Source organism: Streptomyces sp. NPDC025784 (assembly GCF_055558435.1).
This window is the reverse complement of sequence record NZ_JBVHMN010000030.1, coordinates 41,125-66,345: the sequence shown is the minus strand read 5'-3', so window position 1 is coordinate 66,345 and position 25,221 is coordinate 41,125. Positions and strand designations below refer to the sequence as shown.

General features: G+C 68.6%; 19 protein-coding genes and 1 pseudogene. 13 read left to right on the top strand and 7 right to left on the bottom strand.

The window, feature by feature from the left end; genetic code table 11:
- Window positions 1-527 precede the first annotated feature (527 nt).
- The 5 genes from ACZ4IF_RS42260 to ACZ4IF_RS42240 all read left to right on the top strand — a co-directional run bounded on the left by ACZ4IF_RS42260 (window position 528) and on the right by ACZ4IF_RS42240 (window position 5,651).
- On the top strand, window positions 528-2,024 hold the full coding sequence (locus ACZ4IF_RS42260) for a PepSY-associated TM helix domain-containing protein (protein ID WP_467573859.1): 1,497 nt from the start codon (window positions 528-530) through the stop codon (window positions 2,022-2,024).
- Window positions 2,025-2,256: 232 nt separating this feature from the next.
- Complete coding sequence (gene tatA / locus ACZ4IF_RS42255) at window positions 2,257-2,547, top strand: Sec-independent protein translocase subunit TatA (RefSeq protein ID WP_467573856.1); 291 nt, start codon at window positions 2,257-2,259, stop codon at window positions 2,545-2,547.
- A gap of 70 nt (window positions 2,548-2,617) precedes the next feature.
- Complete coding sequence (locus ACZ4IF_RS42250) at window positions 2,618-3,454, top strand: alpha/beta fold hydrolase (RefSeq protein WP_467573853.1); 837 nt, start codon at window positions 2,618-2,620, stop codon at window positions 3,452-3,454.
- Window positions 3,455-4,313: 859 nt separating this feature from the next.
- Window positions 4,314-5,024 carry an SDR family NAD(P)-dependent oxidoreductase gene (locus ACZ4IF_RS42245; protein ID WP_467573850.1) on the top strand — a complete coding sequence of 237 codons (711 nt, stop codon included), beginning with the start codon at window positions 4,314-4,316 and terminating at the stop codon, window positions 5,022-5,024.
- Window positions 5,025-5,180: 156 nt separating this feature from the next.
- Window positions 5,181-5,651, top strand: a complete 471-nt coding sequence (locus tag ACZ4IF_RS42240) for a VOC family protein (protein ID WP_467573848.1) — start codon at window positions 5,181-5,183, stop codon at window positions 5,649-5,651.
- A gap of 507 nt (window positions 5,652-6,158) precedes the next feature.
- On the opposite strand, the gene ACZ4IF_RS42235 is transcribed toward ACZ4IF_RS42240, so the two are convergent.
- Both ACZ4IF_RS42235 and ACZ4IF_RS42230 read right to left on the bottom strand, forming a co-directional pair.
- Entirely contained in the window at window positions 6,159-6,308 is a 150-nt protein-coding gene (locus ACZ4IF_RS42235) for a hypothetical protein (RefSeq protein WP_467573844.1), read from the bottom strand.
- A 402-nt stretch (window positions 6,309-6,710) separates the two neighbouring features.
- Window positions 6,711-7,775 carry a protein kinase family protein gene (locus ACZ4IF_RS42230; RefSeq protein ID WP_467573880.1) on the bottom strand — a complete coding sequence of 355 codons (1,065 nt, stop codon included), beginning with the start codon at window positions 7,773-7,775 and terminating at the stop codon, window positions 6,711-6,713.
- Window positions 7,776-8,076: 301 nt separating this feature from the next.
- Here ACZ4IF_RS42230 and ACZ4IF_RS42225 point away from each other — a divergent pair, with 301 nt between their 5' ends.
- Window positions 8,077-8,613: a hypothetical protein gene (locus tag ACZ4IF_RS42225; RefSeq protein ID WP_467573841.1), complete on the top strand. Its 537-nt coding sequence runs from the start codon at window positions 8,077-8,079 to the stop codon at window positions 8,611-8,613.
- Between the two features lie 391 nt (window positions 8,614-9,004).
- Complete coding sequence (locus tag ACZ4IF_RS42220; RefSeq protein ID WP_467573838.1) at window positions 9,005-9,436, top strand: hypothetical protein; 432 nt, start codon at window positions 9,005-9,007, stop codon at window positions 9,434-9,436.
- Window positions 9,437-10,072: 636 nt separating this feature from the next.
- Here ACZ4IF_RS42220 and ACZ4IF_RS42215 read toward each other — a convergent pair.
- Complete coding sequence (locus tag ACZ4IF_RS42215) at window positions 10,073-10,648, bottom strand: hypothetical protein (RefSeq protein WP_467573835.1); 576 nt, start codon at window positions 10,646-10,648, stop codon at window positions 10,073-10,075.
- A 548-nt stretch (window positions 10,649-11,196) separates the two neighbouring features.
- Between ACZ4IF_RS42215 and ACZ4IF_RS42210 the strand changes: the two genes are divergently transcribed.
- Window positions 11,197-11,403: a hypothetical protein gene (locus ACZ4IF_RS42210; RefSeq protein ID WP_467573833.1), complete on the top strand. Its 207-nt coding sequence runs from the start codon at window positions 11,197-11,199 to the stop codon at window positions 11,401-11,403.
- Window positions 11,404-11,632: 229 nt separating this feature from the next.
- On the opposite strand, the gene ACZ4IF_RS42205 is transcribed toward ACZ4IF_RS42210, so the two are convergent.
- From ACZ4IF_RS42205 to ACZ4IF_RS42190, 4 genes are all read right to left on the bottom strand, one after another.
- Complete coding sequence (locus ACZ4IF_RS42205) at window positions 11,633-12,349, bottom strand: tetratricopeptide repeat protein (RefSeq protein ID WP_467573828.1); 717 nt, start codon at window positions 12,347-12,349, stop codon at window positions 11,633-11,635.
- A gap of 520 nt (window positions 12,350-12,869) precedes the next feature.
- Window positions 12,870-13,277, bottom strand: a complete 408-nt coding sequence (gene msrB, locus ACZ4IF_RS42200) for a peptide-methionine (R)-S-oxide reductase MsrB (protein WP_467573825.1) — start codon at window positions 13,275-13,277, stop codon at window positions 12,870-12,872.
- A 78-nt stretch (window positions 13,278-13,355) separates the two neighbouring features.
- Window positions 13,356-13,856, bottom strand: a complete 501-nt coding sequence (locus ACZ4IF_RS42195; RefSeq protein ID WP_467573821.1) for a cysteine dioxygenase — start codon at window positions 13,854-13,856, stop codon at window positions 13,356-13,358.
- A gap of 286 nt (window positions 13,857-14,142) precedes the next feature.
- Window positions 14,143-14,763: a GOLPH3/VPS74 family protein gene (locus ACZ4IF_RS42190; protein WP_467573817.1), complete on the bottom strand. Its 621-nt coding sequence runs from the start codon at window positions 14,761-14,763 to the stop codon at window positions 14,143-14,145.
- A 943-nt stretch (window positions 14,764-15,706) separates the two neighbouring features.
- Here ACZ4IF_RS42190 and ACZ4IF_RS42185 point away from each other — a divergent pair.
- The 5 genes and pseudogenes from ACZ4IF_RS42185 (at window position 15,707) to ACZ4IF_RS42165 (ending at window position 25,047) form a co-directional block, all read left to right on the top strand.
- Window positions 15,707-16,705, top strand: a complete 999-nt coding sequence (locus ACZ4IF_RS42185; RefSeq protein ID WP_467573814.1) for a winged helix-turn-helix domain-containing protein — start codon at window positions 15,707-15,709, stop codon at window positions 16,703-16,705.
- A gap of 631 nt (window positions 16,706-17,336) precedes the next feature.
- Entirely contained in the window at window positions 17,337-18,095 is a 759-nt protein-coding gene (locus ACZ4IF_RS42180) for a type 1 glutamine amidotransferase (RefSeq protein WP_467573812.1), read from the top strand.
- Between the two features lie 868 nt (window positions 18,096-18,963).
- Entirely contained in the window at window positions 18,964-22,647 is a 3,684-nt protein-coding gene (locus tag ACZ4IF_RS42175) for a S8 family serine peptidase (RefSeq protein WP_467573810.1), read from the top strand.
- A 262-nt stretch (window positions 22,648-22,909) separates the two neighbouring features.
- Window positions 22,910-23,215: pseudogene (locus ACZ4IF_RS42170) on the top strand (ATP-binding protein); the annotation flags it as partial.
- A gap of 296 nt (window positions 23,216-23,511) precedes the next feature.
- Window positions 23,512-25,047 (top strand): Kelch repeat-containing protein, encoded by a 1,536-nt coding sequence (locus ACZ4IF_RS42165; RefSeq protein ID WP_467573808.1) that lies wholly within the window; start codon window positions 23,512-23,514, stop codon window positions 25,045-25,047.
- The last annotated feature ends 174 nt before the right edge of the window (window positions 25,048-25,221 follow it).

Below are 25,221 nucleotides of genomic sequence, written 5' to 3'. Positions count from 1 at the left end.
CGGACCGCGCGCTCATCGTCGATCCTGCTCGATGGCCGGTGAACCGGCCGAGCCATGATGCCGAGCCATGGATTCGGAGAGTCGGCCTCACGGCACGGTACCGAGATGGCCCCGGGGTGAGGCAGGGCCTGACGACCGGTCCCACCCTGCGGGTGACCGCAAGCCGACGCGCTCAGCGGACATTCGGTCGACCATCCGAAGCCGGACGGGAAGTCCATTTCCGGGTCGGGGCCCGGTGGCTCGGATCCACGTGTGTGGGTCCGAGCCACCGGCGCTCAGCACTGACATGAACCGAAGCACCTGTGCGACCGCGAGGTCGGGAGAGGTCGGCGAAGTCCGACGGCCGCACGCCGCCATGGGTGGAACCCGGACCACGCCGCCGACGAAATGAGGATGGCCCAACCTGAAGTTCACCTGGCCCGGGGCTGCGAATGCCGCCGTGTCCCACCGTTCCACCCCTCCGGCGACCAACTCGCCGGCTTCTTCACACCCACTGCTCGAGCGTGGGTGCCGATCGGGAATCCCACATGTCTTCGACACGAGAACACACACCGCAGAACGACCTCGGTGGGGCCGGCGTGGCCGCGGCAGGGGCCGCAGACCCTGCCGCGCCCCCGCCCGCCGCGGGAACCGGACCCGCACAGCCGGCCCGTTCATGGGAGGGCGTACGGGCACTCCTCGTCCGCCTGCACTTCTACGCCGGGGTATTCGCCGCCCCTTTCCTGCTCGTGGCCGCGCTGACCGGCCTGGCCTACACCTTCACCCCGCAACTCGACCAACTCATGTACGGCGACCGGCTGCGCGTGGAGGAACCGGGTGATGAACCGCGCCCGCTCGTGGAGCAGATCGCCGCCGCCCGGGCCACCCACCCGGAAGGCACACTCGCCTCGGTGATCACCCCGCCAGGACCGCAGGACACCACGCGGGTGGTGCTCTCCGTCCCGGAGCTGGGTGACAAGCAACGCACGGTGTTCGTCAACCCCTACACCGCCGAGGTGAAGGGCGAGCTGACCACCTCATGGGGCTCCACACCCCTCACCACATGGCTGGACGACCTCCACCGCAATCTCCATTTCGGCGAGACCGGCCGCCTGTACTCCGAGGTCGCCGCGAGTTGGCTCTGGGTTCTCGTCACCGGCGGACTCGTGCTCTGGCTCGGGCGCGCCCGCGGACAGCGTGCCAGATCCGCGCGCGGCGTCCTGCTGCCCGACCGCTCCGCGCGCCGCGTGCGACGTACGCGCAGTCGGCACGCCGCCACGGGTGTGTGGATCGCCCTGGGTCTGCTCTTCCTCAGCGCGACCGGCCTGACCTGGTCGCACTACTCGGGTGACCGGTTCGGGCAGCTGCTCGACGCGGCCCAGGGCCACGCGCCGGAACTCGACACCGACCTGCCCGGCGCGCAGGCGCCGACCGGGGAAGGACACCATGAACACGCGGGGCACACCGCCGGTGGTCAGGCCACAGGGTCGGCGGACCCGGCCGACTTCGACACGGTCCTCGCGCTGGCGCGGAACGCCGGGCTCGCCGGCATGGTGGAGCTGACGCCGCCCGCCGACGCGACGACCGCCTGGACCGTCGCCCAGGACGACGACAGGTGGCCCGTGCACTACGACCAGGTCGCCGTCGACGTCGTGAAGGGCGAGGTCACCTCCGAGAGCCGGTGGGCGGACTACCCGGTCCTGGCGAAGCTCAGCAAACTCGGTGTGCAGGGCCACAAGGGCCTGCTGTTCGGGATCGTCAACCAGATCGCGCTGGCGGTGATCGCGCTCGGCCTGGTCCTCGTCATCGGCTGGGGCTACCGGATGTGGTGGCAGCGCCGCCCCACACGCGAAAACCGCACCGCGCCGCTCGGCAAAGCCCCGGCACGCGGCACCTGGCGACGCCTGCCCCTGCCGGTGCTGGTCCTTGGTGTCCCGGCCGTCGCCGCACTCTGCTGGGCGCTTCCCGTTCTGGGGATCACCCTCTTGGGATTCCTCGTCGTCGACGTCACGGCCGGGTTGGTCCGCAGGGCCCGAGCCTCCTGACACGGCAAGGCCGAACGCCACCTCATGTCGTCGCAGCAGGGATCCCGGCCGGCAGCACAGGGGCCTTACACCGTTGTGCGGCCGGTTCCCTCTGCGCGCCGCCGGCCCGCCGGCCCGGCACGTCGAGGCATCGACCGGCACTCAGAGCACGGATCCCGCGTTTGCCGGCAGCGAGGCCGGCCGCACAGGAGTCACCGCTCTCGTGCCTTAGTCCCTCGGAAAGGAAACGCCCATGTTCAACAAGCTCGGAGCACCAGAGCTCCTCATCCTTCTCGTCGTCGTCCTCATCCTGTTCGGCGCCAAGCGCCTTCCCGAGATGGCCCGCTCCTTCGGTCAGTCGCTGCGGATCCTCAAGAGCGAGACGAAGGCCATGCGTAAGGACGACGCGGACGTACCCCACACCGGCGTGCACCTTGCCGAGCTGGCCCTGCGGTCCACGGTCGACGCCCGGCACGCGGCCCGCGAAGCCGCTGAGGCAGACACCCACCCCGGTGTCGAGACATCGGCAGGCGGCGCGACGTGATCACGGCTAGTGCCGTAGACGCCGCCGTCGCCACCCCCAGCACCGACGCGATCAGCAGGCTCCTCACCCCATGACTCACTCTTCCCTGCCGCAGCATGTCCGCTCCCTTGAGGTGAGCACCCGGCGCGGCACGTTCGCCGGGCTGGCGGCGACTCCCAGGAACGGCCCTCGCGGCACCGTTCTGCTGCTCCCGGGATACACCGGGAGCAAGGAGGAGTTCCTTCCCCTCCTGTCCCACGTCGTCGATGCCGGCTACCGCGCGGTCGCGGTCGACGCCCGAGGCCAGGATGGGACGACCGGCCCCGACGAGGAGGACGCGTACCGGCAAGACGCCCTGGCCGCGGATGTTCTGGCACAGGCCGAGGCTCTCGGCGGGCCGGTGCATCTGCTGGGGCACTCGATGGGCGGCCTCCTCGCGCGAGCGGCGGTGTTGACGGACCCGGGCCCCTTCCTGTCCCTCACCCTGCTGTCCTCGGGCCCGGCCCAGGTCGGCGAGGAGCGGCAGCTTCAACTGAAGCTGCTCCTCGGAGCACTCGACACCATGACGATGGCCCAGGTGTGGGAGGCGATGCGCAAGCTCCGGCCCGTGAACGCGTCGCCGGGCGACACAGAACGCCTCCGCGCGCGCTGGCTGCGCACCCACCCCTCGCACCTGCGTGTGGTGGGACGGCAGCTGATGTCCGAACCTGACCGGACGGCGGAACTCGCACGCACCACAGTGCCCAAGCACGTCCTGTACGGCGACCAGGACGACACCTGGACGACGGAACTGCTGGAGGACATGGCCACGCGACTGGGCGCCCGTCGCACGGTGCTGGCGGGCGCGGGGCACTCGCCCAATCTGCAGATGGCCGCCGAGACGGCGGAGGCGCTGATCGACTTCTGGGCCGGCGTTCCCAGCGCCTGATGCACAGGGCAGGGGGCCCGGTCACCGGACGTGGGGTCGTAGTACTGGATAAGCGGCTGGCTCGATGGTGACCGTCCGGGTGTCCCCTTCACGCGAGCGGTAGCCGTTGCAGTGGTTGACTCTCTCCGCGCTGACCTGGCCGTGTTCTGCGTTGCAGAGGGCGCCGGCCTCGGCCGAGATGAGCGCGGTGCGCGGCCGCGTCTGGCGGCGATTGGTGTGCCGAAGGTGGCCACGGCCGATCAGACCCGTCGGCTGACGTGTGCGGCCACCGGGACAACAAGGCGATCCGGAACGCATGCCTGGGACCTCGCCCGCCACGGGCTGCCCCATTCGGAGGACCGCACGAAGGGGACTGTGGGGCTGACCCGCACGGCTTGGGCGCGGCCGCCGAATAGTTTCGGGGCGTGCTAGCCGCCCGCCCGGTCGGATCCCGTACAAGGCAGTCAGGTGCTCTCCACCCGATCGACAAGGGTGAGGGAGTCTTCAAGGTCACCGGCACGGGGTGCGGCATCGCCCCGGAGGGACTGTCTCATGTACCGGCCAGGGGACTGTCCCGGCTGCGAAGGGGCTGGCAGCGCGCGACCGTGGTAGCAGGACAAGCCGTCGTCACCCGATCCGACCGGGGAGGCGCGATGCCGAACAACTCCAACCCGACCTGGCCGCACTTTCCCCGACCGAGGGGCGGCCGAGGTGTCGGCGGCTGCGAATGGCTTTCCCTTCTGCCAGGGCAGGCCATTCACCACAGGTCGGGGAGATTCCGTGTGGCGCGCTGCCGGGGTTCGAAATATGTCGACCGGTCGTCTACTTTCCATATGTGACCGGTCGACTGGCGGCTGGTCCTCCCGCCGGAAGGACAGCCATGAACTCCTCTGTTCCGAAGGTCGCGGTCATCACCGGTGCGTCCCAGGGCATCGGTGCCGGATTGGTCGAGGCCTACCGCAAGCTCGGCTACGCCGTCGTCGCGACCTCGCGCAACATCGCTCCCTCCGAAGACTCCGACGTCCTCACCGTCCAGGGCGACATCTCCGACCCGGCGACCGCCGAGCGCGTCATCGCAGCCGGTCTGGAACGCTTCGGCCGCATCGAAACCCTGGTCAACAACGCCGGCGTCTTCGTCGGCAAGCCGTTCACCGAGTACACGCTGGAGGACTACGACGCGGTTACCGGCGTCAACCTGAGAGGTTTCTTCCGCATCAGCCAGCTCGCGATCGAGCAGATGATCCGCCAGGGTGGCGGCCACGTCGTCCAGATCACCACCAGCCTGGTCGACCACGCCAGCTCGGCGGTGCCCTCCGTGCTGGCCTCGCTGACCAAGGGCGGTCTGCAGTCCGCGACCAAGGCACTGGCCATCGAGTACGCCACCCGCGGCATCCGCAGCAACGCCGTCGCTCTTGGCACCATCAAGACCCCCATGACCGAGGGGTATTGGGACGTGCTCGCCGCCCTGCACCCGGTCGGCCGGATGGGCGAGGTCAGCGACGTGGTCGACGCAGTGCTCTACCTGGAGAACGCCCCGTTCGTCACCGGCGAGATCCTCCACGTGGACGGCGGCCAGAGCGCCGGCCACTGAGCCGCAGATGCACCTGTCGGCCGCCCTCCGATCTGCCCGAGTACGTCCTGTTCGGACCGCAACAAGAACACCCCAGCGCCCGGCAGACCGAACATCCGGACGCCTGCCATCCGAGCAGACGACCGGTCCACTCGACAAGAAGGTAAGGACATTCCCATGGATCTGAAACTCGAAGTCATCGTGCTGCCCGTCTCCGACGTCGACCGGGCCAAGGCCTTCTACGAGAAGGTCGGATTCCGCCTGGACCTCGACAAGACCGCCAACGAGGACTGGCGCGGCGTGCAGTTCACGCCGCCCGGCTCCGAGTGCTCGATCATCTTCGGCAACGGGATCACTTCGGCCGCGCCAGGCTCGGCTCAAGGCCTGTACCTGGTCGTCTCCGACATCGAGGAGGCCCGCGCGAAGCTCGTCGACCGCGGCATCGAGGTGAGTGAGATCTTCCACGACGCCGACTTCTTCTACCACGGCCACGAGGCCGGAGAGGTCACCCACCACCTCGAGGACCAGCAACGGCTCGTCGGCCCGCAGCCCGAGCGCGCCTCCTACGGCTCCTTCTGCACCTTCAACGACCCGGATGGCAACGGCTGGGTGCTCCAGGAGATCACCGAGCGGCTCCCCGGCCGCTGACATCATGCAAGGTTCCCGGTGATGCGGCGGCCGCGGCGGAACTCAACGGCGGCCAGCCGTTCACGCCCTCGACCGCAGCCTCCGCGGAGCGGTGAGGCCGCATCCCGGCACCGAACGCACGCCGACGACGGCACTGCTCGCAACCGGCATGGCAGGCGATGGGATCGAACGCTCCGTCTGCCAGTCGCCGGACGTCGAGCCACCGTCTCGCCACGTCACCTGGTAACTGGTGATCTCCCCGAACTTGTTCTTGCGTGGAACACAGCGCGCCATGACGGGAGGCCGGCGTCGGTGTTCCCGCTGTGGTCCCAAAAGTTCACCCTGGCCCTCCCGGAAGGGCAGACCGCTGGGCCGGCCGGTGAGGGAGGGAGCGGGGACGTGGTGTTACTCGAACGCTACGCCGGTGTGGACATCAGCAAGAAGGATGCTCTTCACGACCGGCGCGTGGCTGCCCCCGCCCTCATGCCCGGGCTCGCGGCAGCAGCCTGATCCGGAGCGGGGCACCCTCTACCCCTGGCCGGGCACGGTCTCGATCCGCACGCGGGCGACCGTGCCCGGCCCTTCCAGCACCAGCAGTTCGGCTCCCGGACGCATGTGCGGAAGCGCCAACTCGGGCACGAGGAATCCCACCAGGCAACGCCGGTGATCGTCGTCCAATCGCTCGGTCTCCTGCAGCAGGATGCTCAGTTGGTCCGCCGAAGCCGGCCACCCCCGATGGACTTCCTCCTCGCCGCCCTGGACGAACGTCGCTGCTCGGACGAGATCGAAGCGCTCCGGAATGCGGCGAGCTCACCGACGACGACTTCGAGGACCACTTCATCGACGACGTCATCGTGGATGACATCGGCGAAGGAACCGACGGGTGGACCGGCGACGGAAGCCCCTACTCCGTCGAGCTCAGGTAGCCCAAACGATCCCGCGTTCCTGGCGCTGACCTGGGGATTCACGGAACTGCGGACAGAGCCCTGAAGATGGCCACCACCTCCAACTGCCTCACTTGCACGTTCGAGTCAGACGCGAGGTTGTGCACGAGTCGCGCAGCCTCGCCCCGTCGCAGCCTCAGGCGGACTGTTCTTGCTGTCCGATCTGGCGGATCGCCTCCAGCGGGAAGGGGGTTGCCCGGCTCTCCTGCTGGAATTGGTGATAGAAGTCCCCCATCACTTCGGCGATCGGCGCGTAGCGGACAAGTACTGCCGCGACCGCCGCTGGGATCTTTCCCGGGGAGACCCCCTGTGCGCAGGTGCGCACAAACGCTTTGCGTTCTTCCGGTTGGTATCCATGCAGAGCGACGGCCAGCCAGTTCACCAAATACGTGACGGCGTAGCACTGGTCGTAGGTGCGGTGCCGGTCGAAGAAGTCGACCTCGTCCTGTGTGAGCTCGAAGCGAGAAGAGATCGCGAGGCCGTAGTCGGCGAAGAAGAGCCGCCGGCCGTCGGTCAGGATGTTCTCGAAGTGGGCATCGAAGTGGAGCAGCCCGCGGGCGTTCATGAACGAGATTCCGGCTTGCAGCTCGTTGTCCACCATGGCGCAGGCCCGCTCGGCCACCTCGTCACCGGCGCCCATCTGGACGCCCAACCAGTCGTGCAAGTTCTGCGGGATGTACTCCAGGAACAGCATGAGACTGGCCGAGGACTGTTGAAGAGCCTCGATCCGGCTGCGTACCTCCGCTCCGCCTCCCCAGTAGGCGACAGCTCGTTCCACATCGGCCAGTTCCTCGGGAAGCGGCTGGCCAAGATCTGGGAGCACCCGCCAGTGGTACATCAGGGGGAAACCCTCGTAGTCTCCGGTGATCACCCAGTTCGTCGTCATGGTGTGCACGGATAGCTCCCGCCAGGCTCCGAACCCCGGGCCGCCGATACTGCCGACGCCGTAGTGACAGAAGACCGGCAGTCCGCACAGATTCGCCGTGGAGTGAACGTTCTCCGACCGCCGCTCCAGATCGGTCAGGCGTATCTGCTTGACAAAGACCGAGGCTCCGTCGACTTCAAGCAGTACGGCCTTCCCGCCGATGCCGGAACCGATCGGTGTGGCGGCGTTCACTAGCTCGCGCAGTCTGCGATCACTGCACAGCGCCAGCGATGTGGAAACGGCACCGTGGGCGGCCAGACGGGCACTATGGGACATGTCAGCGCGCTTCAACTATGCCTCCAGCTGGGCACCCGCCTCTCCTGCACCACTTCAAAGAACACCCCGGCAGGAACTGCGAGCCACCCTCTCACGTCGAGGACCGATGATCCGCTCCCGGAGCACTGACGGCTGCCGCAGCGACCCAGTGACATCAATTCAGATCAACATGGATCACGAGAAGACCTCTCGAGCGACTCGGCGGCGAGTACGTCAACGCGGTGTACACACTCAACCGGGTACAGAACGGCGACCCCTTCTACGTGAAGATCACGAACTAGCTGAAAGGCTCCGATTAGTCATGGCGCTTCTCGCCGAGCATCACATCACTGCAACCCCCGGCCGCCGCGTCCTGGAGGTCTACGACGCGGACGCCTTCCTCGGCGACAGCGCCGCCCTGGACGCCGCCGAGGTACAGGTGGTGGCGGGAAACCGGTACCACCTGTACCTCCTCAGCCTGCAACCCGACATGCCCGTCCAGATCACCATCCGCATCTGGGAGACTCCGCCCAAGCCGTCGGCCGACGCCGAAGGCCACGTCGACATCAGCCTCGAGTCCGAAACGGGCATCCTCGTCGTGGGACAGCTCGACCGCGGCCCCGCCCCCGACGACGTCATCCTGCCCCGTCCAGGCGTCTACGAGGGCCACGTCTGGTGGACCGACCGGCAAGCGGCAGGCGCCTACTACGACACCACCATTGCCCAGCTCCCCGAAGAGGCCCCCGACAACTGGCTCACAGAGGCATGGGACAACTGCCCCGTCACCGAACGGTACATCTTGGACCTCGCCTACAGCCGGGAGCCAGAACCTGTTGACGACGACGAGGACTGGGCCTAGAGGTCGGGGGGATCCAGCCGAGCCGCACCAGGGGGCAAAGTCGGTAGGACCCTCAGAGGCGGAGCGCCGATCGCGCTATCTGATCGACACGAGGGGCTGATGTTCCGAAGACGGGAGAGCCCGCGCCGGTGGTAAGGCAGGGTGGGCTCTCGGGTGCTACTTGGCGCACGGGGGCCAGTCGGCCAGTGTTCTGACGATCTCGAAGACGAACTGCTGGAGCCGGTCCGACAGGAACGGTCAGGCAGCACCGTTGCGCAAGGCGAGCTGACCTCGCCACATGGCGGCCGCATGGCTGCTGCCCGCTGGAGAGCGCTGCTGTTCTGCTGCTCCGGAACGATCCAATTGGCCTAGGGCGTGTATCGGAAGCGGATCATGTACATAGGGTGTCGGCATGTCGCTGAGCCACATAGCCCTCTCGTCCGGTCGTTCGATCGAGCTCACCGAGCTGCGGATGTCTTCGACCTATGGGGGGATGCTGGAGGGCTATCCGTGCCAGCGCATCAACGACATGAAGGTCAGTGGCCTCCTGCGACAGGCCGAGCACGCGTACTCCTTCGCGCCGGTACATCTCGTTTTGCCCTCCCGCGAGTATCCGGACCAGACTGCTGGCGCCTTCGGCCCCGTTGAGGTGCTGCCTTCCGTAGCTTGCATCGGTGTTTTCGGCTCTACAGCAGTCGATCCTGAACTCGACGCAGTGCTGCACCGCTCCGCTCTCATCGTGGCCTGGTTCCAGGCCACCCCGGATGTCCCGTCGGGCGAGATTGCTGATCTTGCTCTTCGCAGCATTTGCTGGGAGGAGCTGGCCCAGGACTACGAGCTCTAGGGACACGTGCTGATCACAGCCACTCGTTGATGGCCGCTACGAGGACAGTGGCCTCATGGCGGACCGCGAGCTTGTCGTAGCGGGTGGCCACGACCAGGGCCTCGTCGGCCGAGCTTTGGCCCACCAGGGATGGCGGCGAGGTGATCCTGTTCGATGGGATCCTGGAGATTTTCGCGGGCCGGGGCGTCAACGTCATCTTGCAGTGACGACAGGTCGCGCCGAAGGGGGCGGCGGACGCCGAGGTCATCCGCCAGGGGTCGCCGTACCTCAGTTCCTTTTCGGGTGTGGGACGACCTGGCCAGCACGAGCAACGAGTGACCCTACGAGGCTCCACTTGATCGGTGGCTTGGCGGTGGTAGGCGGTGAGGGCGTCTCGAACAGGGCGAGGCAGGGCCGACCGGTGCCGGGCGGTCTGTTCGCTGAACAGCGGTCGTCTGGTGCTCAGGACTCTTTGCCTGGACCAAGAGCTCTGCGAACTTCAGCAGCCATTGATCCGGGCTAAGGTCGGCTGTTTGCTCAGCGAGCTGGAGGATCCCGGCATCACGCATGCGTGCATCTGGGGTGGCTGTCGCCTCTGCCGTGCCCCGGCACACCTCATGCCTCAGGCGTCAACCGATGTAAAGGTTGAAGACAAGGTCAGAGCTTGCCCCCGACGAGGACCGTGCGGTGGCCGCCCAGTGCGCGTGAGAATCCGTTGAGGAAGCTGGGGCTGAACTCGGGCCAGTCCCAAAACTCAAAGCCGAGGTATCCGAAGGCGTAATAGTCATCGGCCCAAGTCCACGCAGTCAAGTCACCAGGTCGCCGGCAACGTGGGCAGGCAACGGTGGCGTCGCCTGTGTCGTGCCAGGCTCCTATGGCCTTTCCGAAGGGTTCCCACGCGCCTTCGATGGTGTCCCACTCGTCGGTGTACAGGTCTACCCGGCCGGCACAGTGGGGGCACACTGCGAACATGGCATCACCCTGGCCACCGGTGAAGACGGTTCGGCCAGTCTCGATGTTGAGGCCGTCGCTGGGCTCCCAGTCCTCTTGGCCGACCGCCTTGGTCCAGAAGGGCCCGGGCGGATGCCCCAGCGGAGCCCCGAGAACGCAATCGGTGAGTTCAGCTCGGACTATCCCTTCCCTCACCAGCCACTCGAGGCCACTGGCTGCCCGACTTCGGACGTCTGCACGCGTGGCGTCCAGATCAACGATGGTTTGGAAGTGGTTTCCCATGAGGGAGACAGTAGAAGACACCACCGACAGCGAATGTGGGTCAGCACCTCCCTGCGCACCCTGGAGCGATGCGCAGCGTCCGGTAACAGCACCTGCCCGTAGCCGTGGTGTCAGTGGAGCACGACCTGTACCGGGCCGGCCTCCAACAGCTCGTCTCGGGTTCGGACAGCCCAGGGACGCGTGAGCGCACAGGATGTTTCCTCGACTCCTTGCGTTGTCCGCACGGCGTCTGGCGCCAGGGCGTCTGGAGGAATTCGCCACCACAAGGGAACGGCTTCCCGTGCGTCAACAAGAACAGCGGACCGAACTGAGAGATGTGCGGAGGCACGTGGAGCACCTGGAGACGATGGTGGTGGCATCGTAGTCCGGTTCACCCCTGCTGGCGCGCCGTTGTCGTCCGCATCAACGCTTGAACGGGGATCGGTCGACGACCACGGTTAGGGAAGGTACTTGGCGAGACTGCGCGGAGTCCGCTTCTGGTTCGCCCGTACACCCGGCAGCTGCCTCCGCGTCCGCGTGGGCCGCCAAGTAGGAAGGACGCGTTGTTCGTGTTCCAGGAAGCCCCGATCTACCGACAGCTCATCACGGAGCGCGGCGATATTCCGGCGCAGGTGCGTGATGAGGCTGATCGGATTCGTAGGGATCTTCAGCGGGTGATGCCGCAACTGCGCGGTCCTGCTTCCCCTGTGGCCGAGCGCGTGTGGCCGGACGAACTCGCAAGTCGGGCGCTGTTCCCCGGCCTGCAGTCGGGCTGAGTCCCAGCAGAGCGTGTCGAGTGTCCGGGTGTAGCCGGGCCGGGCCGACGCCGTCGCCACTGAGGGCACAGTGGCCTGCAGAACACGTTGCGGCCCGTCGGTGAAGCCGACTCCCGGACACCCCGGTCAGTTGGAAACATAGCTGTCCGGGGGTCCGTGCAGTTCAGGGCTATGACCGGCCGCTGGACACCTGGGACACTCCTGTCCGGAGTCGCAGTGCTCGGTCCGATCAAGCGGCGTCGATTCGGTCGAGCAGAGCCTGAGCCTCGACTGTGCGGCGATGGTCCGGGCCGAATGAGGCGAGACAGGCCTCGTGAGCGGCTGCGGCCTGAATCCGAGCTTCGGTGTAGCGGTGCAGTCCCAGGAGGGCGGCGGCTACGACCACCTCGATGGCGCCGGTCTCTGGGCGGATCTCTCCCGCGGGCAGGCTGCGGCACAGCCCGTGGACGTGCTCCGCCTCGGCGAGGGCCTCCTCGTGGCGGGCTTGGCCGTTGAGGCTGCGTGCCAGGCCGAGCCGCAATGCCAGAGTCAGCCGGTCCGGTTCAGGATGGGCGCCCAGGGCCTCGCGGGCGCGTTCCTCGGCCTCCGGGTGGCGCCCCTGCGCGCTGAGAGCGAAGACCAGCCCGTTACTGGCGGCCCTGACTACGTTTTTCAACTCCCCTGTACCGCGGCTCGCCATCTGGGCGACGGCCGCGCACTCTGCCTCACACTCGGCGTACTGACCGAGCGCGGCCAGCGTCTGGGCGCGGTCGGAGCGCAGTTTGAGGGTCTGCCAGTGATCAGCTCCGAAAGTCTTTCCGACGGCCGGCAGCACTTCGTCGTATATGGCGAGTGCGTCGGCATGGCGGCCCTGGGCGCCCGTCGCGTTCGCGGTGATGCTCAGTGCCAGCGGTGTGTACGTGTCATCGGGTGGCAGCGACCGGGCCACGGCGCGGGCCTCGGTCACCGCCTCTGCGTAGCGCCCGGCCCTGTACAGGTCCATGGCCCGCGACACAGGGGGTTCACTATTCCGCTTGGCGCGCGGTCGGAAGAGCCTCATGGCCGGAGGACCATACACGTCGCAGTATGGAGTGTGGGATGCGGTCCTCGGAATCTGTCATGTGACCTAGATCCTGCGGGGGTGGTGTCGTTCTCCCTGGGTACCGTGACGCGGTATTCCGCTCGCGTGGCGGCCAGTCATGCGACGTGCTGATCGCAGGGATGACTTGTGGTGTGTGTCTGCGCGGGGTCGGGTCGCCTGCGTGAGGAGTCCCGCACGCAAGGGACCCGACCCCGCAGGTGTCGCGGCCGGCCGGGGGCCGGGCCGGTGGGATGTGCTGCGGGCGCTTCATCCCGCTGGGACACCGCTTGCACGCAGAACGCACTGTGCAGGTCTTGTCCGGCAGTTGAGTGGACACTGCGATCCGGCACGATGCCGGGGTTGACCTTGTGCACTGACATGGGTGATCAGTTCTCGTCTGCTGCTGTCAGTTGTCGTGGGGGGTGAGGTGGAGGGAGAGGCTGTTGATGCAATAGCGCTGGTCGGTGGGGGTGGGGAAGCCTTCTCCTTCGAAGACGTGTCCGAGGTGTGATCCGCAGCGGGCGCACCGTACTTCGGTCTGCACGATGCCGTGGGCGCGGTCTTCGGTGAGTTCGACTGCGTCGTTGTTCTTGGGGCCGTAGAAGGAGGGCCAGCCGCAGCCGGAGTCGAACTTCTCTGTCGAGGTGAACAGTTCGGCGCCGCAGGCGCGGCAGGAGTAGACGCCTCGCGTCTTGGTGTCGGTGTATTCGCCGGTGAAGGCCATCTCTGTAGCGGCGCGGCGTAGGACTTGGTACTCGGAAGGGGTCAGCTCGGCGCGCCACTGCTCGTCGGGCTTTTCGATGTCATACGGCACAGAGATCGGTCCTCACAAATGAGTCGGGAAGGTGTGTGTTTCACCGCGGCGTACTGGTCGTCGTGGCGGGGAGGGGTGTCAGGCGGCCGGGTTGTCCGGGGGGCGCAGTTCGTCCGCGTACGAGACGGAGATGCGGCGCATCAGGCCGTCCTCGGTGATGTCGTACTGGCCCAGACGCCACAGCGGCGGCGAGTACGCGTGGATGGACACCGCGTCGTCGGTGGCCCCGGTGAGCCGGTGGATGTGCTCGGGGCCGAAGCTGAAGGACTCGCCGGTCCCGACGGTGACGGACAGGTGACTGCCGCCTATGCGTGGGTTGGACTCGCTCAGCGCGCCCTGCACCACGCTGACCGCGCCGGACGAGATGTCGTGGTCGTGCCAGCCGGTGTCGTTCGCCCGGGTCCAGCACAGCAGCCACACGTCGACGTACTCGTCACGGTGCAGGGAGGCGTAGTGCCGTGCCTCGTCACAGAAGGCGACCTGCTCGCGCCAGAGGTCGGGGCGGGTGGCGAGGGTGTCGACGAGTTCCTGGAGTTCGCGTTTGTCCAGGGTGCGGTCCGGGAGCAGGTCGTAGGGCATGGTGCTCTTCCTTCGGAGGGTGGCCCGCGAGGGGCTCGGGGGTTTCCGCGCAGCAGACCCCGGGGGACTGGGGGCGTGCGGGGTGGTGTCCGTGCCGGGGTTGGGCACGGCCAGTGCGGCGCAGGGGTGGTCGCCGGCGTCGGTACCGGCGGCTGGGGCGAGGGTCGTCTGCGGCGTGTGTCTCGTGAGGGGGTCGTCGGCGGTTTGTGTCCCGTGCGGGGACCTCTCATACAAGAACGCCTGGGGGAGGGGCGGGTGGGGTGGGCACCTGGTGCTGGGTGTGGGGTCAGTCGTCGAGGTTGCGCCATATGTTGTCGAAGGCTGCCTGTTCGATGCGGCGGCGTTGTCGTTCGGCTTCGAGTTCCTGGAGGGCTGCACTCACGGCGTCGAGCACGCTCTGCACGGCGTAGTCGCTGATGTCGGGTGGATCTGTGGTGTGGGGGTGTCGGATGCCGAGGTTTTCGGCGAGGGTGCTCAGGACGGGTTCTGCCGTATCCCAGCGTTCGGCCGCGTGATGGCGGGGTGGTGAGTCGACGAGGACTGTCTGCTTCTTGCGGAGGAGGTGTCCGCGGCGTCGTGCGAGGACCCCTTCTGTTTCGAGGGCGGCCATGTATGTGTCGGTCAGGTGTGTGCCCCGGCGCCACAGGAAGTCGGCGATCGTTTCGTAGGGTTCGGTCATGACGAAGGAGGCGGCTGCTTCTTTCAGGAGGGGGTCCGCCGGAGCGGGCAGGTGGCCCGGGACGATACGGCCGCCGTCGAGGCGGATGGTCGGGGCTTTCAGGAGATCGATCAGTTCGGCGCCTGCGAGGGCGAGTGACAGTTCACCCGTACGCACGGCTCGGCTGTCGTCCTGGTCGAGAGCGGTGATCAGCAGGTCCCGTGGCGTTGTGGTGCGGGTGTTGCTCATTGCGCTCGCTCGCTTTTCCGATCCACCCTCAGAGGGGCGGGAACCAACTTCTGTGTGGATGACGCCCGGCCCGTCAGGGCCGCCGGCCGTCTGGGCCGCCAGGCCTTCACATCGTGTTGAACTCTTGGGCGTCCCGGAGGGGTGTGTTCGGCGTCGGTTTCGCAGGGGGCGTACAGGGTGGGGGTGGGACATCGGGCCGTTGCTCCGGTTGATCGGCGCGGCCTGGTGCGGCCTTGCTCCTGTTGTCCGTCGCCGTCTCATGATGGATCCGGGCGGGCGCTCTGGGGATCAGCCGGGTGACTGTGTTGCAGGGCGGGCGATGTCGGGCTTCCTAGGTCACGTGACGTGTCGGTCGCCGGGCAGGCCCTCAGTCATCGGTGTGCCCGGGTGGGTGCAGTCTTGACAGCGCTGGCCGGGGCGGCATTACTGGTGATCGGGTGGCTCGGCCGGCGGTTGTCTGCGGGTGTGGCGCCCTTGGGCGGCGGCGGACCGTGTGCAGGCCCGGTGGTTGGGGGAGTGCCTGCACAATCGGCTGGTCGGTTGCCGGGAGCCGTACAGGTCAGGGCTGCTGTGCCGGTGGCCCCGGTGTTCGCGAGGGGATTGCCGTCCCGTCCGGTCCGCGTGCCCGTGTGCGGCGGCGGGGTGTGGGGCGGACCTGTTCTTGGCCGGTGTTGTCGGGGTGGGTGCCGTGGTGTTCGGCCCGCAGACAACCAACCTTTCCCGGAACTGCGGGTGTATGTCGTAGGTGTGCGTGTGTGCGTGTGTGCGTGTGCCGGTGCCGGGCCGGGGCATCACCGTGTGTCTTCGCCTGCACGTGTTCGGGCGGTTTAGCATGTCGGCCGGCCGGAGGGCCGGCGCCGGCTTTTCTCTTTGATCGATACGTTTCTCGCTCTGATTCGGCCTGGCCCGAAGGACGACTTTTGGAAGGATCGCCCAGGCTGTCATGGTCTACCGCATTCATTTCACGGTTCAAGATCTGGCCCGGACGCGTGTGGCGCAGGCGCCGATGCCGTTGCACGAGCTGGAGCTTGCGGCGCGGGCCCTGCAGAGCCGGTGTCGGCCCGCCCGGCTGGATGCCTGGCGCCGTCGTGCCCGCGCACAGCTGTCCGCCCAGGCTCGCGCGGTGCTGGCTTTGATGCCTGCTGTGGGCTGTTCGCCGGGCTTCCTCAGCCCGGCCAGGGCGGGGGCGATCGAGGAGCTTTTGGAGCAGGTGCGCAGCACACCGCGTGAGCAGGTCAGGGCGAGTGTGCTGGAGACGGCGCGGTGTCGTCCTTCGCTGCCCGTGTGGGCGCGCCGTCTGGCGGACGATGCCGCGTTGTTCGCCGAGCTGTGCACGGGGCTCGGTGATCTCCATGCGTGTCTGCTCGCTCCGCAGTGGGGCCGGTTCACCGAGCAGTTGGCGGTCGACCGGACGCTGCGTCTGCAGCAGTTGCTGACCGGTGGTGTCGAGGAGTTGCTGACCCGGGCCAATCCTCAGTGGATGCGGTGGAAGGCGCCGGTTCTGGAGGTCCGGATGGTCAGCGGATCCGAGCGGGATGTTTTCCTGGACGGTGAGGGGCTGCTGCTCGTTCCGTCGATGTTCGGCGCCCGCGCCGCCGTGACCGGGGGCCGGCCTCTTGTGGTGAGTTACCCGGCCTGTCCGGACCAACGTCCCGGTGACCTCACCCCCCGTGCGTGTGTGCCGGGTCAGGGGCGTGTGCCAGGTGTGTCGATGCTTTTGGGCCGCACGCGTACGGCGGTGCTCACCACCATCGCGGAGCACGAAGGGTGTTCCACCAAGGAGCTGGCCGCTCGTGCGGGTATCGCACCGGCGAGTGCCAGCGAACACGCCACCGTTCTTCGCGAAGCCGGACTGATCTGCTCGCTGCGCCACCGCAATTCAGTGCTGCACAGCCTTACTCCCCTCGGCCGGGCCCTCCTCGATGTGCCGGGGGACGGCTGAGGACGCGCGCCTGTGGCGGGTGCTGTGAACGGGTGGGTTCATCGTGTCCGGGTTCCGTCTGCCCGGCTCGGCGGAGATGCGTTGTGGCGGGGCGGCAACTGCTGTCCGGTGCGGCCGGATGTGGCCGTATACAAGATCGTCGCCGGCGTCTCGCGGTCACCGAAGCGTCGTCGTCCGCCGCCCTGCGGCGATGCGGTGCTCGCGGCACCGCATCCTCGAACAGCTTCCACGGGCCGTCGGACACCAGGCGCCCGACCGTCACCATGCCGGAACGACGACGCCTGGGGCCCTTGGGACATGATCGGGGTGTCGGCTTGCGGGCGCTTGGTGCAGCCTGGTTCGCCTGGCTGCGGCGAGGGCCCACCGCCGCATTCGCGCGAGGCGCCGTGACCGGCGATCTACCGACCGTGCTGAGGATGATCGGGCCGCGCGCGGAGCCGACACGCCGATCGGGCTGTCTGGACCCGAGTGGGGAAGGCGGGCTCGGTACGGCCCTTTTCATGGACCACAAGGACCGTCGTCGACGTCTTGGCGTCGATCACCGTCAACGCTCACCTGGACCGTTGCATGGGACAATCTGCAGGGACAAAGCCCTGTCTGTGGTTCCCCGTTTGTGCGAGGAGATCCCCCTGTGCCCGCGCGTCGTGTCCTGGTCCTGCAGCACCTTGAGGTCGAAAGGCCGGGGCTGATCCTGGAGGTGTTGGGCGGCAGCGGTCTCGACGTCGACATCCGCAACCTGGTCGACACGCCGGGCGCCTCGGCGAGTGATCTGCCGCTCGTGTCCGAGCTGGCGGGGCTGGTTGTGATGGGTGGTCCCATGAACGCTGATGACCTGGCGGGACATCCGGCCTTGAAGTGGGAGCGGGAGCTCTTGGCCCAGGCGCTGAGGTCCGGGACTCCGACGCTGGGGGTGTGTCTGGGAGCTCAACTCCTGGCCCGTGCCCTGGGCCTGGCGGTACGGACGGGTGCCGAGCTCGGTCACGGACGCGAGATCGGCTGGTTTCCGCTGGACGGCGTGGACCGTGACGATCCGGTCGTCGGCCCGCTGGCTGATGCCCCCGCCGTGCTCCATTGGCACGGCGACCGCATCGTGCCCGCTGACGGCATTCGCGTTCTGGCCCGCACCGACACCACCTTGTGCCAGGCATTTCGGGCCGGGCCGGCCGCCTGGGGCCTTCAGTTCCATCTGGAGGTCACTGCCGGCCTTCTGGACGAGTGGCTCGCCCAGACGTCGTTCGCCGGCGAGGCCAGGGACGTCCTTGGCCCCGATGCCGTGGCCCGGCTGCAGGCGGACGCCCGCGCCGCTGCCCCGGCCCTGCGCCCGTTGGCCGAGCGGAGCCTTGCCCACCTGCGTGACCTCTTCGTGGAACGCGCCGACCGCTGGCAGTAGCCGTCCGGCTTGGCGCCGGTCGCAGTGAGGCTGGGCCAGGGACGTCCTGCTCCGTCAAAGGCAGCGGACCGTAGGAGGTCCACAAGAGTGCACCCCGGGTGGCCCCGAAAACTTGCGTAGGTGCCCCGGTGGCAGCAGCTCCAGTAGCTCACGACCCGGCGTTGAGTACGCGCGACGGAGGCCGGGTTGTTCACGATGAACTTGCCCGTGAGCGAGGCGGCCGCAGGTGCCGGGCGCGGTGAGATAGTCCGGGCCGGCGCCGACGGTGCTTGGGCCCGGCCGGCCGTGTCGGCGCCCGTCCAAACGGCACACAGGAACGGGTCCGACATTCAGTCCGCCGGCCGGCGGTGGTGTGCTTGCTGGTTCCCCAAAGGCTCCCGTTCGGCGAGGGGGGGTGTCGTCTCTTTGCGTGTGAAGCCCTGGCTGTGTGTGGGGAGTTGCGGGTGTCTGTGTGAAGGGGACGGTCACCGGCCTGTACGGGTTACGCCATGCCGCCCGGCACGTGATGACGGCCTGGTGTGGTCCTTGCGCATTGCCGCTGTTCGGGTGAGGCCGAACCGGGCGGTCTGGTGTGGTCCTTGTGGAATGTCGTTGTTCGGGTCAGGCCGAATCAGGTCGAGTCGGTGGCGTTGATGGGTGAGGGTGAGCGCACAGTCAGCAGGAGTCGACGGCGCGCGGGTATCTGGGCGGCCACGAGTCGGTCATGCAGTCGCATGACCGGTGTGAACCCTGGGTCCGGGCGCATGGTCGGAAGCATGAGCCCCCAGGCGATGGTGCGGGATGCTCGGCGGCGTGCGGGCTTTTGCGTTTTCGCTCCACTCGAGGGGTCTTCTTGCCCAGCGTTCCCATTTCCCGGCCGGGGCCGATCGTGTTTGCCGCGGTCGCTGCTCTGGCGATAGGGGTCCTACCGGCCACCGCCGCGGCGCGCGCGGACACCGGTGCCCTGTCCTTTGCCGGTGCCGGACACCAGTCACCCGAAGGCGGTGGCACCCGCAGTGTCACCCTGATCACCGGTGACAAGGTCACGATCGGCACCGCCGGCGACGGCACCACTGTCCGGTCCTTCGAAGGCGCGGACGGCAGGGCGACCGGTTTCCACACCTCGGTCGTCGAGGGTGCGACGTATGTCTATCCCGACGCCGCGCTGCCCTATGTGAGTGCCGGCAAGCTCGACAAGCGGCTGTTCAACGTGACGCAGTTGATCGCTGACGGCTATGACGACGCGCACGCCGCTGCGTTGCCGCTCATCGTCCGCTACACCGATGCCGCCGCCAGGTCGCGGATTCGGCCGAAGCCGGCCGGGGCGACTGCTGTGCGCCGGCTGGACAGCATCCAGGGCGCGGCGCTGAAGCAAAAGCGCGGGCAGGCGCCGGTGTTCTGGTCCGCGCTCACCGCAGGTTCCGCGACGACGGCCCGATCGGCGGCGAAGCCGGCCTTCGCGGGCGGCATCGCCAAGATCTGGCTCGATGGCAAGGTGAAGGCGGCCCTGGCCGACTCGACCGCCCAGATCGGCGCGCCGCAGGTCTGGACGGAAGGCAACACGGGCAAGGGCGTCAAGGTCGCCGTGCTCGACACGGGCGTGGACACCGAACACCCCGACCTGGCCGGGCAGATCGATGCCACCACCAGTTTCGTGCCGGACGATGAGGAGATGACCGACTACGTCGGCCACGGCACCCATGTCGCCTCGACGATCGCCGGCAGCGGCAAGGCTTCCGACGGGAAGGAGCGGGGTGTTGCGCCCGGCGCCCGACTGGAGGTCGGCAAGGTCCTCGACCGGCGGGGCAGCGGACAGGAGTCCTGGATCCTCGCGGGCATGGAATGGGCCGCCCGCGACGCACAGGCCAAGATCATCAACATGAGTCTGGGCGGAGGCGGCGACGCCGACGACCCGATGAGCCAGGCGGTCGACCGGCTCAGCCGGGAGACCGGCGCGCTCTTCGTCATCGCGGCGGGCAACAGCGGCCCCGACCCGTACTCGGTCGGCAGCCCCGGTGTTGCGGACGCCGCGCTGACCGTCGGCGCCGTCGACGCCGAGGACAAGCTCGCCGAGTTCTCCAGCCAGGGCCCGCGCAGCGGCGACGCAGGGCTGAAGCCCGAGATCACCGCCCCCGGCGTCGACATCGTGGCGGCCCGTTCCAAGGACAGTTCCGGCTCGGGCCCGTACACCACGATGAGCGGCACGTCGATGGCCACCCCGCATGTGGCTGGTGCTGCCGCACTGCTCGCCGCCACTCACCCCGACTGGAGCGGCCCGCAGCTCAAGGACGCGCTGGTCAGCAGCACCAAGGCCACCAAGGCGTACACGCCGTACCAGGCGGGCAGCGGGCGCCTGGACGCCCTCGCGGCCGTGCACGCCTCGGTCTTCGCGACCGCCAGCGCCTACTCCGGCTTCCACGCCTGGCCCACGAAGCCCGCGCAGAGCGACGTGCAGAAGGTGACCTACACCAATACCGGCGATGCTGCGGTCAGCCTCGACCTCGCCGTCGACGCAGCCGCGCCCGCGGGGGCGTTCACCCTCTCCGAGAACCGGATCAGCATCCCCGCGCACGACAACACCTCCATAACCCTGACCGCGCAACTGGACCTGGTGCCCGCCGACCGGCCGGTCAGCGGCATGATCACCGGTACGGACAGCACCGGAGCAATCCGGGCCCGGACCCTGATCGGCGCTGCCAAGGAGGGCGCGCGCCACCACCTGAAGGTGGTGGCGAAGGACCGTTGGGGCGCGCCGCTGAGCGGCTACTTCGTCCTCACCGCGGAGCACTTCTCCGGCACCTACCGTCTCGACGAGTCCGGCACCGACACCCTGCGGGTGCCCGCCGGCAGCTACAGCGGATGGCTCATCGCCGACGTGCAGGGGGCCAACGGGCCCCACTCGCTGGGTATGGCGATGCTCAGCTTCACCGACGTCCAGCTGGACCAGGACCGGACCGTGACCCTGGACGCCCGCAAGGCCCGTCAGATCCTGGCCCGCACGCCGCAGCAGACCACCGCGGTCGCTCCGCGGCTGGACATCAGCCGCCGCTGGGGCGCAGGCCGCTTCGATGAGACCTCGATGCTGCCCGGCGAGGCCTACGACAGCGTGTGGGCGCTGCCGACCGGCAAGAAGGTCACCGACGGCGAGTTCGAGTTCGGTGCCCGTTTCCGCCTCGAGCAGCCGGCACTGAGCCTGGCCACGAAGACGCAGACCTTCCATGACCCGCTGGTCAAGCGCGCGGCCGAGCCGCTGCCGGCCGGCACCCGGCAACTGACCGCCGTCTTCGCCGGCGAGGGCACGCCCGAGCAGGTCGCCGCACGCACCGTCCGCGGCAAGGCCGTGGTGGTGCGGCGCAGCAACACCGTCACCATCGAGGAGCAGGCGAAGGCCGCTGCGGCCGCGGGCGCACAACTGCTGCTGGTGGTCAACGACGGCATCGGCCGGCTGCAGCCCTGGGACGAAACGCTGTGGGGCCCGCAAAAGCCCGCTCCGCTGACGGTGGCGACGCTCGATGCCGACCAGGGCGGTGACCTGATCGACGCGCTCCAGAAGGGAGCGGTCACGCTGAAGGCCACCTCACACCCCACCACCGACTACCTCTACGACGTGGTGCACCACTGGACGGGCGCCGTTCCGGCGGACCCGACCTGGCAGGTCAAGCGCAGCGATCTGGCCCGCGTGGACGTCTCGTTCCGCAACCACCGGCCGGGCAAGGCGATGGAGTTCCGCACCGACGTGTGGCGGGGCTGGATCATCGCGAACATGGTGTCGGCTCCTGCCCAGGGTGAGCGGACCGACTGGGTCACCGCAGGCACCGACTGGGTGGAAGACGCCTTCATCCCCTCCGAGATGGGGCAGCACTCGATCGACATCCTGCACTACCCGGCCGGCAAGAGGGCCAAGACCAACTGGTTCGGGCCCATCCAGCGGCCCCGGATGGGGCCGCGGGGCTATCAGCCCGTGCGCTACCTCGACACCCTGTACATCCCCGCACCGGGGTGGGGTGACGCGGGCGGCCACGTCGGAGAGGCCCACGGCAACTACGACGTCAAGGACTGGATGTCGCTCTACCAGGGTGATGAGCAGCTCGACTGGGGCGACGCCGAGTTCCTGTCGGTTCCCGGGCGCGCCGCCGAGCGGCTGCCCTACCGGCTGGTGGTCGACAACGACCGGGCGGCCTGGGCCGGCCCGTACTCGACGCACACGCTGACCGAGTGGAACTTCACCTCCGCGGCCACCGGCGTCGAGTCGGCCGAGCCGCTTGCGCTGATCCAGCTCGACTACGCGGTGGACACCGACACGGCGGGCCGGGCGGACCGGCGTGCCGAGCTGACGGTGACCGCCTCCCACCTGCCCGGCACCACCGCCGCCGTCGGCAAGCCTTCACTCGAGGTCTCCTACGACGACGGGGCGACCTGGCACAAGGCCACCCTGAGCGGCAAGGGTGCGGGATGGCAGACCGCCCTGCACGCCCCGAAGTCGGCCGGCTTCGCCACGCTCAAGGTCACCGCCAAGGACAGCGCCGGCAACCGCGTCTCGCAGACGATCACCCGGGCCTTCGGCCTGCGCTGACGTCATCGGATGCAGCAAACCCCGCCGGGCGGGGCCGCAAGGAGGCGGCCCCGCCCGGCACTGCGCAAAGGCCGCCGACCGGCCGCAGATGCGGTGAGCACCCCCTGGCGGCCATCCGGACAAAGGCCACCATCCGTCGGGGTCCAGGGACATGCCCTGGTCCCCGAGGGCAGCCCCGACACATCCGCATCCGCATCTGGATACGGGCCATCGTCGTCCCCACGGCACCTGCTGAACGAGTTGGGAGCGTTGCTTCAGATCCATGACCGCACTGTCGACATCCCCTGCGTGTGGCCGCCCCCGTTTTGTCGGGCGCGACGCGGAACTGACGCGTGTGACGCAGGCGCTGCAGCATGTGCCTGCACTGGTGTTGGTGGAGGGCGAGGCGGGCATCGGCAAGAGCCGCCTGGTGCAGGAGGCCTTGGCGGCACTTGCCGACGAAGGTGCGCGCACGCTGGTGGCGGTGTGCCCGCCGTTTCGTGAGGCGCTGACCCTCGGCCCGATCGTCGACATGGCCCGCCAAGCCGCACCCAGCGGCGCCGATGTGGCGGGCCTGCACCTGTCGGCGTTGGCCGGCACGCTGCGGCCGCTGTTCCCGGAATCCGCGACGCCAACACCGGCCGGCCCGTCAACGACGCCACCGTCACGGACACCTCCGCCCAGGTCACCGACGCCTACACCACCGCGGTCAGCTCGGCCACCCCCGACGACCCCGGCCTGGCTGACGGCTTCTACTGGCTGTACAGCTCGACGGCGGCCCGCCACACACTCACCACGACCGCGCCGCGGTACACGACGGCCCGATCTGACGTCACGGTCTCCGACACGGTCTTCACCTACCACCCCACACTGCAGGCAGGACGGTTGAAGGTCACACCCGGCGAGGTCTCGCTGAAGACCGCACTGGGCGGCAGCGTGAGCCAGGACCTCACCCTCACCAACACCGGACACGCACCCCTGAGGGTCACGGTGGCCGAGCAGAGCGCCGTGCCGAGAACCACACCGAAGGCGGCCCCCGCCGACGGGTCGTGGCAGAAACTGCCCGACTACCCCGAGCCGGTCTTCTCCAACGTTGTCGGCTCCCACGCGGGCAGGACGTACTCGGTGGGCGGCCTCGACCACAACTGGGGAGGCGAACCGCGCCGAAGCGGTTACGTCTACGCGCCCGGCGCCGCGTCCTGGTCACCGATCGCCGACCTTCCGCAGCCGCGCGCCGGTGCCGCGGGCGCGTTCGTGGACGGCACCCTGTACGTGGCCGGCGGCACCTACGTGCCGGAGCGCGGCCAGAGCGGCATCGTCACCGCCACCACCTACGCCTACCACCCGGGCAGTGACAGCTGGTCGCGGGTGGCGGACGTGCCCGAGCCGCTGGAGAGCGCCTTCGCTGCCGTGCTCGACGGCAAGCTGTACGTGGCCGGCGGTCTCAATGCCCACTCGTCCGTAAGCTCAGCCGTCTACCGCTACGACCCCGCTCGCGACACCTGGAGCCGGATTGCCGACTACCCGACCGCCCTGCATTCGGGCGGGTGCGGCGGGGTCGTCGGCGCGATCGTGTGCGCGGGCGGCCAGGACTTGGAGGTCGTGGCGGCCACGTACCTCTACCACCCCAGGACCGACACCTGGTCGCGGGGCGCCGACATGCCCTACGCCGTGTCCGGCGCGTCCTACAGTTCCGCCAACGGCCGCCTCCAGGCGGTCGGGGGCTTGGCGTACGGCCCCGTCAGCCACGCGATGGAGCGCACAGACCGCGTGGTGCAGTACGACCCGGTCGCCGATGTCTGGACCCATCTGCCCAGTGCACCCGAGAGCGTCGTCTCCGGCGGGACGGGCACCGGTTGCGGGATTGCCCAGATCGGCGGGACGAAGAATCCGGGGTACTTCCAGGACGGCACGACCGGCGCGGCGATCCTGCCCGGGTTCGACCAGTGCGGCGGCGACGATGTGAGCTGGCTGTCGGAGAGCCGCACGACGGTGAAGCTGGCACCCGGCCGCTCGGCACGGATCCGGGTCACCGCAGACGCCAAGGTCCTCGCGGCCCCGGGCGGATACGCGGCCACCCTCTCCATGATCACCGACTCGCCGTACGTGTACCGGCCCGTCCCCGTCGCTCTGCAGGCGGACGCTCCCGCTTCCTGGGCGGAGATCTCCGGCAAGGTCACCGATGAGGCCACCGGCAGGGCCCTTCCCGGAGCGAGGGTTGCCGTGTCGCATGCGGGCGGGCATCCGGTCACGGTCACGACCGACAGCCGGGGCGGGTACGACGTGTGGCTGAAGGCGACCGCGCCGGCCGTCACCGTCACCGTCACCGTCAGCGACCAGGGGCACGGCAAGCGCAGCAAGAAGGTGAGTGTGAAGCGCAACAGCCCGGCGAAGGCCGACGTCGCCCTGTCGGGCAGATGACCGGTGCCGCGGCGTTTCGATACGGCCAGTGGCCGTACCGAAACGCCACGGCGCGCATATGGGATGCCCCCTGCCGGACACTTCCGGCGGGGGCGTTCCCGTTCGTGCGATCGAACCCCGGCGAGCGCGCCTGCGGCTTCCGGTGACGCCCGTGGTTTCCTGTGCCTCGTCGTA

What these genes read in the sequence shown, in the direction of transcription:
- ACZ4IF_RS42225 (WP_467573841.1), top strand. Translation starts at nt 8,077, where the DNA reads ATGGCGCTTCTCGCCGAGCATCACATCACTGCAACCCCCGGCCGCCGC.
- ACZ4IF_RS42195 (WP_467573821.1), bottom strand. Translation starts at nt 13,856, where the DNA reads ATGCCCTACGACCTGCTCCCGGACCGCACCCTGGACAAACGCGAACTC.
- ACZ4IF_RS42240 (WP_467573848.1), top strand. Translation starts at nt 5,181, where the DNA reads ATGGATCTGAAACTCGAAGTCATCGTGCTGCCCGTCTCCGACGTCGAC.
- ACZ4IF_RS42215 (WP_467573835.1), bottom strand. Translation starts at nt 10,648, where the DNA reads ATGGGAAACCACTTCCAAACCATCGTTGATCTGGACGCCACGCGTGCA.
- ACZ4IF_RS42220 (WP_467573838.1), top strand. Translation starts at nt 9,005, where the DNA reads ATGTCGCTGAGCCACATAGCCCTCTCGTCCGGTCGTTCGATCGAGCTC.
- ACZ4IF_RS42250 (WP_467573853.1), top strand. Translation starts at nt 2,618, where the DNA reads ATGACTCACTCTTCCCTGCCGCAGCATGTCCGCTCCCTTGAGGTGAGC.
- tatA (WP_467573856.1), top strand. Translation starts at nt 2,257, where the DNA reads ATGTTCAACAAGCTCGGAGCACCAGAGCTCCTCATCCTTCTCGTCGTC.
- ACZ4IF_RS42230 (WP_467573880.1), bottom strand. Translation starts at nt 7,775, where the DNA reads ATGTCCCATAGTGCCCGTCTGGCCGCCCACGGTGCCGTTTCCACATCG.
- ACZ4IF_RS42245 (WP_467573850.1), top strand. Translation starts at nt 4,314, where the DNA reads ATGAACTCCTCTGTTCCGAAGGTCGCGGTCATCACCGGTGCGTCCCAG.
- ACZ4IF_RS42185 (WP_467573814.1), top strand. Translation starts at nt 15,707, where the DNA reads ATGGTCTACCGCATTCATTTCACGGTTCAAGATCTGGCCCGGACGCGT.
- ACZ4IF_RS42260 (WP_467573859.1), top strand. Translation starts at nt 528, where the DNA reads ATGTCTTCGACACGAGAACACACACCGCAGAACGACCTCGGTGGGGCC.
- ACZ4IF_RS42190 (WP_467573817.1), bottom strand. Translation starts at nt 14,763, where the DNA reads ATGAGCAACACCCGCACCACAACGCCACGGGACCTGCTGATCACCGCT.